General features: G+C 56.5%; 6 protein-coding genes and 1 tRNA gene. 3 read left to right on the top strand and 4 right to left on the bottom strand.

Annotation, left to right across the window (positions count from 1 at the left end):
* Positions 1-2,859: type I secretion C-terminal target domain-containing protein (locus NNA36_RS18435; RefSeq protein WP_255109823.1), on the bottom strand; the 2,859-nt coding region annotated here is incomplete at its 3' end.
* Positions 2,860-3,565: 706 nt separating this feature from the next.
* Between NNA36_RS18435 and NNA36_RS18430 the strand changes: the two genes are divergently transcribed.
* Positions 3,566-3,688 (top strand): hypothetical protein, encoded by a 123-nt coding sequence (locus NNA36_RS18430; RefSeq protein WP_255109821.1) that lies wholly within the window; start codon positions 3,566-3,568, stop codon positions 3,686-3,688.
* 96 nt (positions 3,689-3,784) lie between these two features.
* On the opposite strand, the gene NNA36_RS18425 is transcribed toward NNA36_RS18430, so the two are convergent.
* Together NNA36_RS18425 and NNA36_RS18420 are read right to left on the bottom strand one after the other, a co-directional pair.
* A tRNA-Leu gene (locus NNA36_RS18425) sits at positions 3,785-3,869 on the bottom strand.
* A gap of 237 nt (positions 3,870-4,106) precedes the next feature.
* Entirely contained in the window at positions 4,107-5,777 is a 1,671-nt protein-coding gene (locus NNA36_RS18420) for an NAD(P)H-hydrate dehydratase (protein ID WP_255109820.1), read from the bottom strand.
* A 173-nt stretch (positions 5,778-5,950) separates the two neighbouring features.
* On the opposite strand from NNA36_RS18420, the gene NNA36_RS18415 reads away from it, so the two are divergent.
* On the top strand, positions 5,951-6,289 hold the full coding sequence (locus NNA36_RS18415) for a P-II family nitrogen regulator (protein WP_127111708.1): 339 nt from the start codon (positions 5,951-5,953) through the stop codon (positions 6,287-6,289).
* 38 nt (positions 6,290-6,327) lie between these two features.
* A complete protein-coding gene (gene glnA / locus NNA36_RS18410; RefSeq protein WP_255109818.1) occupies positions 6,328-7,734 on the top strand; it encodes a type I glutamate--ammonia ligase in 1,407 nt (468 codons plus the stop codon).
* A gap of 88 nt (positions 7,735-7,822) precedes the next feature.
* On the opposite strand, the gene NNA36_RS18405 is transcribed toward glnA, so the two are convergent.
* Positions 7,823-8,359 (bottom strand): hypothetical protein, encoded by a 537-nt coding sequence (locus tag NNA36_RS18405; RefSeq protein ID WP_255109816.1) that lies wholly within the window; start codon positions 8,357-8,359, stop codon positions 7,823-7,825.
* Positions 8,360-8,414 lie beyond the last annotated feature (55 nt).

Here is an 8,414-nt window from a genome sequence, read left to right as displayed (position 1 = left end):
ATCGTTTGTGCTACTGGATTTTTGGAACCGCAGATATTCGTAATTGCTTGCGCTCCCCTTCATCACGCTGGTGAAGTCCAGCTTCAGCAGGTCCGTCCCCGCTCCGCCGTCCAGCGTGTCCTGACCAAGACCGCCATCAATCGTGTCATCGCCCCAGTACCCGAATATCTTGCTGTTCCGGCGACCATCGTCCCGAAACACGTCGTCACCATCCGTGCCGTGCATCTCGTTGCCAAGAGCGGCGAGATAGTCGGCCTCTAGCGCCGGATTGAAAAAGGAATAGGTCGGATCGTTCAGGGCCGCTGATATTTTGTTCTTGGCGTCCTCAATGCGCGAGTCGTTTTCGAGGAACGACAGAACCGTGTTCAAGGCGTCCAGCGCCCCTGCGGCAACCGTGATTTTCTGGGCCACGCCACGACCAAGCGAATCCTCAATGGCCTGCCCCAGAAAAGCGTCGCCCATCACAGTCGACAGTTCGCCCGATACCGAGCGCAGGTAGGAAATGGTCTCATCCTCGGTTTCTTCGAGAATACCCAGAGCCAGGTCGTAGGCGATCCGAGATTGCGAAAATGCAAAATCCGCAAGCATCACATCATTAAATGAGATGGCATCGCCGGAGGTCGCTGCATCGGAAAACGCGCCCCGATAATTCTCCAGGTTGCTGATATAGCTATTGCTCCCCTGGAAGGCGGGCTCGAGGAGCGTAGAGGCAATCGCCAGTACTTCCTTATCGGTATTCGCGCCGTCGATCTCTCTCGCCAGTGAGTTACCGATCGAAAAAGTCAAAGCCGCAATGGCGAACGGAGCCGCCAGGCCTCCGGTCAATGCTGTAACGCCAATCGCAAAAGCGGCATCGATCGCAAATCCGAAGGCAGCATCCCAATAGGCATCAACGGATGCGCTGTCGATTTCCGAATAGAGGGCCGCAAAATCCGAAGACAGGCTATCGAGCACGCTGTCGTCTAATGCGCCCAAGAATGACATCGTCGCGAGCAAGTTAATGCCATCTTCGTTTTCCGGACGAATGATAGTGCCATCCGCGTCCCTGAAACGGTGAGATATCTCACCATCCAGTTCGATCGTTTCGACAGAGATCCTGTAGCTTTCAACAGTGCCCTCAAGTCCAGATCTCTCCAGTTCGATTTGCCTAGCCGGACCTAGAGACGTCGGCCCGACCTGAACAATCGGGGCAAGATCAAGAATAACGTCTGTACCGGCAATAGCGGAATCGAGCTCGAAGGCTATCTCAGAACCGTCTGGCAGATAATTCAGATAGGCGACCGTAAACCAGTCGCTCTCGTGCCCCGCGCCATCTGTATCAATCTGGAGGGAAAACCGGTCGTCGCCGTCGGATACGACAACACGGACAAGATCCGAGAAAGAAGCACCACCGGCAAAGGCACCGCCAACCAGTTCAGACAGATCGATTACATCTCCTTCGCCGGGATCATATGAACCCGAGCTGAAGTTATAATCGATGATGTGGGTGACGTAGATGTCTGACGCATCCATTGCCCCAAGGAAAAATACATCGTCGCCAGTTCCGCCTTCGAGGCGATCCTCTCCTAATCCGCCCTGCAGCGTGTCCTGTTCTGTGCCGCCGCTCAGGTAGTCGTCACCGGTGCCGCCGAAGAGAACATCGCGCCCTCCCGATCCGATAAGCGTATCCCTTCCGGAACCGCCATCAAGCAGGTCATCCCCAGACAGCCCGACAATTGAATCATTGCCCTCCAGACCTAGCAAGAAATCGAACGTGCTTGATCCGTACAGGGTTTGGGCACCGACATCATCCGGGCCGGGCCCGATATATCCATGTTCAGCACTATAGGCCCCGACGCCCAATATGAGGGAGTGAGAGGCGGTTTTCAGCTGCAGTAGAGGGGAATTTGTTATGGCGTTAAGGTTATGAAGGTAAATCTGGCCGTTGTGCTCCGCACCGTAGCCTTTTGAGTACCCAATGAACCCTCCTTCGTAGTCGACGTCCGCATTATCGACGCTTTGCAAGTCGATGATGTCGTTGGACGCAAACCGAATGTTCCCCTGAATGCTCCAATTTGGGTAAATGCCGTCCCCCCAGAAACCGCTGGGATTTTCGACCGGCCGCCCGACCACATCTTCGCTATGATTGATGCCGATGTAATAATCCGGCCTGGTAAGGCTTTCGATCTTATCGTTTATCAAAGGGCCGGACACGATCGAAGCATATCTTTCATCAATCAGGCCAACATATTTGTCGCTTAGGTTTGAATTGACGCCAGGCGAAGCCAACGCGACGACGGTCAGGTCAATGCCAGCGTCTTCGAAGCGTTTTGCATCGACCAACGTAAAGACATCAACCATTGCCCCACCGAGGCTATGTCCCGATACAACAACCTTGGTGATCCCGTGGGCTACTGCGTAGGAGTACAAGGCTTCAATCAAGGGGCGATGTGCTTCATAGTGCCCTTTGTTGCCCGCTGCTGTCCAAGCTTGGCCGTCCGCGATGGCCTTGTCTGAACTGTCTGTTCCACGAAAAGCCATGACGAGCGCATCGACGCCGCCCACTGTCGTTGTTGCGAGTAATCCTTCTGCCTGTTCGTCGTCTCCGAGAAACTCTTCAACAGTGCCTCGATACAACCCTCCTTGCGTGAATCTCCCGATGCCGCCCCCTACGAAATGGGTGCCAAGACTGCTGGCATCGAGCAAGACCCAAGGGCGTGACAATCCCTCAATGTAGGAACGATAATCATCATCGTGGCCCGCGTCATCTCCATCAACGCCCCGATAGTCGAAGGGAATGGCCGTATCTCCGTAGATTTCAGTCGCAAGAAAACTGCCGACTTGAACTTCTTCCCAAGCTGTTGAAATCGTCTTTTTCACAATACTTTACCTGAACAATCTTCTTTCTATGAAAAACACTGCCGCACAAAAAAACACCAGTCAAACCCTACTGATCTGTAAATTTGATGAGAAGAAAAAATCGCTGGCGAGTGTTGCTGCCCATTGCCGCATTGCTTTGGGCTCGACTACACCCAATCAATGATCCTAATATCGGAACCACAGACAACATGACTACCTTTCCCGCCAAGAGCCAACGTAGCGTTTCCACCCCCATTGGACGCACGGAGGCCACTGCCTGCTCACTGGGTGTGACCACTACCCTCGACGACCGGACTGAGATTTCCTTGGACTCAGACTACTGCGTGTCCTCTGGACACCCAAATCGCTAATTGCGCGCGAAACCGGCGGCAAGGACGAACTCGAACTATCAACCAAGGGGGAAACCTACTCTTTCCTAACGACGTTATCGATCACCGCTTCCTCAGACGCCCCCTCCCATCCAAAGACCCCAAAAAACCGATAAGTTCGAATACCGTATGTATTAAACCATTTGGACGCAGGTTAAGCAGATCACAACCGAAAATTGATTTTTAGTCGATGAGATTAGCAAAACCCGCTTCAGGCCTCAGATCAGAAATAGCGCTTGGAAAGTGATGCCTTAAATTTGACCGTCGCTTGGATTTTCTATCCATCCCGCATTTCACCCAAACAACATGAAGAGAGAAAGATCGGCCAAATTACCTGAATGCGACCGATCAGCAGAGACACGATCTACCGGATGCACAAAAACGGCGACATCAAGCTCTATCGTCTTGGCCGAAGCTCGCTTGTGAAGGTCGAAGAGCAGGACTCCCTGATTGAAAGCTGAGCTTTCTAGCAAAGGCCAAGTGTGGGGTGGAATGTGGGGTGGCGCAAGCTGCCCTTGGTCTTTATATAATAAAAACAAAGTCTTAATTGGATTAGATGGTGCGGGTGGAGGGACTTGAACCCCCACGCCTCGCGGCGCCAGAACCTAAATCTGGTGCGTCTACCAATTTCGCCACACCCGCACGGTCCGCGCGTCTTAGCAAAGCTCTCCGGCGGAAGCGAGAGGAAAAATGCCTTTGTCCCCACAAACCTGTTCCGAATGGGGAGCGGCGCGTTTCAACCCAACGGAGAATCCAAGATGCCCTCGCGAAAACAACTGATATATCTGTGCCTTCCGCCAACAAGTTCAGCCCCCGACAAAATCAAGGGATCAGTCGCTGCGCGATGAAACCGGCCTATGGCCAGCCAGCCACGAAAGGCTAAAGCCCGAGATCGCGGAACACCTGTGGCAGCATTTCGGGCAAATCCTCCGCAATCAGGCCAGGGCCAAACTTTCGCGCGCACTCCACATGTAGCCAGGCCCCGGTCTCAGCAGCCTCCATGCATGGAAAGCCCCGCGCCAGCAGGCCCGTGATGAAACCGGCCAGCACATCCCCCGCCCCCGCCGTCGCCAGCCATGGCGCACCCCGGTCGTAAACCGCCGCATGGATCGCACAGCGCCCATCCGGCGCGGCAATCACCGTATCCGCGCCCTTAAACAACACGGTACACCCGGCCCGCGCCGCCGCCTCGCGTGTCGCATCCACCTTGGAATAGGCCGGCCCCTTGGTCGGCACCTCCTCCAGCCTGGCATGAAGATCCGGAAACAGCCGCTGGAACTCCCCCCCGTGTGGCGTCAGCACACAGTTTTCATGCAGCATCCCGAACAACGCATCCGGCGCACCGGCAAAAGCGCTCAAGGCATCCGCATCCAGAACCACAGCCCGCCGCGCGCCTGCCCCAGCGCCAAGCGCCACCGGCACCAGGTCCCGCGCCCGCTCCAGCCCCAGCCCCGGTCCCAGGCACAAGGCATTCAGCCGCCCGTCGTTAAGGGTCTTCGCCAAAGCCCCCGCATCGCCGACCTCACACATCATCAGCGCCGTAATCTGCGCCGCCACCTCTGCCTGCGCATCATGAGGCACCCCCAGCGTGACCAGCCCCGCCCCAACCCGCAACGCCCCCCGCGCCGCGAGACGGGCAGCACCGGACTTGCCCGCACCACCTGAGAGGATCAGGGCGTGACCATGGGAAAACTTGTGCGCCCCCGCCTTGGCAAGCAAGGCATGAGAGCCATCAACCAAGGTGACAATGTCGCCCGGCGGCACCGCCGGGCAGCCCCCGTCCGCCCCCACGGGCGGACGGGTCCAGCCCTCGAGACCGATGTCGGCAACAACGGTTTTTCCACTTTCCGAAGGCCCACTATCAAGCCTGTGCCCCAGTTTCTCTCGGTGAAATGAAACCGTCAGGTCGCTCGGCAATACAGTGCCCAAAATTCGACCACTGTCGGAACAAAGGCCTGTGGGCGTGTCAACCGCAACACGTCGCACCCCCTTCTGTCTCAACAAATCCTGGATAGAAGGCTCTGCTAGAAAGGCAAAGAGCCCCGAAAAGGGTCTGCCCAGTCCGGTCCCAAACAAGGCATCCACCAATAGATCAAAGTCCTCTTGAATGCTGAAACTGTCATCCAAGAGAGGAGGAGGAGCAATGGCTTTAACCGTGACTTCCCCCATCTCGCCCCACCGCTCATAATTCTTCTTCGCATCCGGCGGCAGTTTCCCGGCGTCCCCATACAGGAACACCTCCACCTCCCAGCCGCGTTCCTTCAACAGCCGCGCCACCACGAACCCGTCACCGCCGTTGTTTCCCGGCCCACACAGGACCACCGCCCGCCGCTTCTTCTTGGCCTCAATACCCCGGGGGGAACGGGGCCCGTCATGGGCCTCGTGGGGGGCAGCGCCCCCCGCTTCCGCCAACGCTGGCCATTCCGCGAAAATCGCCTCTACAACCCCGCGTCCGGCCCGTTCCATCAACTCCAGGCCCGTCACCTCGCCCGACTCGATTGCCGCAATTTCGATGGCGCGCATTTGTGCAGCTGTCAGTATTTCGGTCACTTCTCGATCTTTCGCGATTCAATTCGGCGCAAATTTCGCGCATTTCGCCTATTTTTTAATCACGGTAAGTGGAATTCCCCGTCCTTCGGCCCTCGCGTCATCTTAGCCAATTGTGACCGCCTGATGAAAGTGGTCTGTCGGTTTCCAACAACTCAGGTGAGGAGAATCCCGAGATGAAAAAGATCGAAGCGATCATCAAGCCGTTCAAGCTCGATGAGGTCAAGGAAGCCCTGCAAGACACCGGCATCCAGGGCCTGAGCGTCATCGAGGTCAAGGGCTTTGGTCGTCAGAAAGGCCATACCGAGCTGTACCGCGGCGCCGAATATGTCGTGGATTTCCTGCCCAAGGTCAAAATCGAGGTTGTTCTCGATGATGACCAGGTTGACGCCGCGATCGAAGCCATCGTGGACGCGGCCAAGACCGACAAGATCGGCGACGGCAAGATTTTCGTAAGCCCCGTCGAACAAGCCATCCGCATCCGTACCGGTGAATCCGGTTCGGACGCCCTGTAATCCACCCTGAATTCCATTCAATCAGAAGGACCATGAGAATGAGCGCAGACGCAGTTCTCCAGCTGATCAAAGACGAAGATGCGGCCTATGTCGACATCCGTTTCACCGACGTGCGCGGCAAGCTCCAGCACGTAACCGTTGACGTTGACCTGGTCGACGAAGACTTCCTCGAAGAGGGCTTCATGTTCGACGGTTCGTCGATCGCCGGCTGGAAGTCGATCGAAAACTCGGACATGAAACTGATCCCCGACACCACCTCGGCCTACGTGGATCCCTTCTACGCGGAAAAAACCGTTGCCATCCACTGCTCGATCGTCGAGCCGGACACCGGCGAAGCCTACGGTCGTGACCCGCGCGGCACCGCTCAGAAAGCCGAAGCATACCTGAAATCCTCGGGCATCGGTGACGTGGCCTACATGGGTCCCGAAGCGGAATTCTTCCTGTTCGACGACGTGCGTTTCTCGAACACCATCAACAAGGTATCCTACGAAGTTGATGCGGTTGACGGTTCGTGGAACACCGACACCGAATACGAAATGGGCAACTCGGGCCACCGTCCGGGCCTCAAGGGCGGCTACTTCCCCGTGAACCCGATCGACGATGCACAAGACATCCGTTCGGAAATGCTCTCGACCATGAAGCGTCTGGGCATGAAAGTTGACAAGCACCACCACGAGGTTGCCTCCTGTCAGCACGAACTGGGCCTGATCTTTGACAGCCTGACCAAACAGGCCGACGAACTTCAGAAGTACAAGTACATCATCCACAACGTGGCCGCCTCCTACGGCAAGACCGCAACCTTCATGCCCAAGCCGATCTACGGCGACAACGGCACCGGTATGCACGTCAACATGTCGATCTGGAAAGATGGCAAGCCGCTGTTCGCTGGCGACAAATACGCTGACCTGTCGCAGGAAGCCCTGTACTTCATCGGCGGCATCCTGAAGCACGCGAAAACCCTGAACGCCTTCACCAACCCTGCAACCAACTCCTACAAACGTCTGGTTCCGGGTTTCGAAGCACCTGTTCTGCGCGCCTACTCGGCACGTAACCGTTCGGGTTGTGTCCGTATTCCGTGGACTGAATCGCCGAAAGCCAAGCGCGTGGAAGCCCGCTTCCCCGATCCGGCCGCGAACCCCTACCTGGCATTCGCAGCCCTGATCATGGCTGGCCTCGACGGCATCACCAACAAGATCGATCCCGGCGAAGCCATGGACAAGAACCTCTACGATCTTCCGGCAGAAGAGCTGGCAGGCATCCCGACCGTCTGTGGTTCGCTGCGTGAAGCTCTGGAAGCCCTGGAATCGGATCACGACTTCCTGCTCGCAGGCGACGTGTTCACCAAGGACCAGATCGAAGGCTACATCGAACTCAAGATGGAAGAGGTCACCCTCTACGAAACGACCCCCCACCCGGTCGAGTTCGGCATGTACTACAGCTGCTAATCAAAGCAGGGACAGTGAAAACAAAGGGCGCCTCTCGGGGCGCCCTTTTTGCATGGGTCATCTCATGTCGCCCCGAACGGGCTGGTCCTCACGGGCCATTCATGAAAGCCTCGACATAGGCATTCAACGGCGTTTCCGTTTCGCGCGCCAGCCAGAACAACGTGGACACTGAAGCGGCCATAGAGACCACCTGTTCGAGAGACGAGGCAAAATCCTCGGGCCTGGGCGCGGTATTGATGGCTTCGATGCTGGCCAATATGCTATCGCGCTGCCTTTGATACCCGTGACCAAAGAACCCTTTCTTCTCGACCTCTTCGGGAAGCGCCAAGGTAGCCTCTTGCAAAAACGCCGCGCCCCCATCGACAACCGATTGAATACACTCAATAATCTGGGGAACGGACGCATCCCTGCCTTCGCAAATCGTGCCCACCCGCCCCAGACAACTCGATTGCAGATCATACAAGAAAACGAGATCGGCGTCATCTACCGCAGCCATACAGCCGATATACTGTTGAGCGAGGCTCAGATCTGTTTGATCGGCCAAGGAGCTGCCGGGAACGCCAACCAACGCAAGGCCCAACATTCCCGCAATGCCACTCTTGGCGGCGCGAATACTATTCTTCATGGTCCCAAATACCGTTTACATAATCGGGATCAGAATACGCTTGAGCTGCGCTGAT

This window comes from Shimia sp. CNT1-13L.2 (assembly GCF_024331145.1).
Lineage (GTDB): Bacteria > Pseudomonadota > Alphaproteobacteria > Rhodobacterales > Rhodobacteraceae > Shimia.
This window is presented reverse-complemented; position numbering and strand designations above follow the sequence as displayed.

What these genes read in the sequence shown, in the direction of transcription:
- NNA36_RS18415 (WP_127111708.1), top strand. Translation starts at nt 5,951, where the DNA reads ATGAAAAAGATCGAAGCGATCATCAAGCCGTTCAAGCTCGATGAGGTC.
- NNA36_RS18430 (WP_255109821.1), top strand. Translation starts at nt 3,566, where the DNA reads ATGCGACCGATCAGCAGAGACACGATCTACCGGATGCACAAAAACGGC.
- glnA (WP_255109818.1), top strand. Translation starts at nt 6,328, where the DNA reads ATGAGCGCAGACGCAGTTCTCCAGCTGATCAAAGACGAAGATGCGGCC.
- NNA36_RS18405 (WP_255109816.1), bottom strand. Translation starts at nt 8,359, where the DNA reads ATGAAGAATAGTATTCGCGCCGCCAAGAGTGGCATTGCGGGAATGTTG.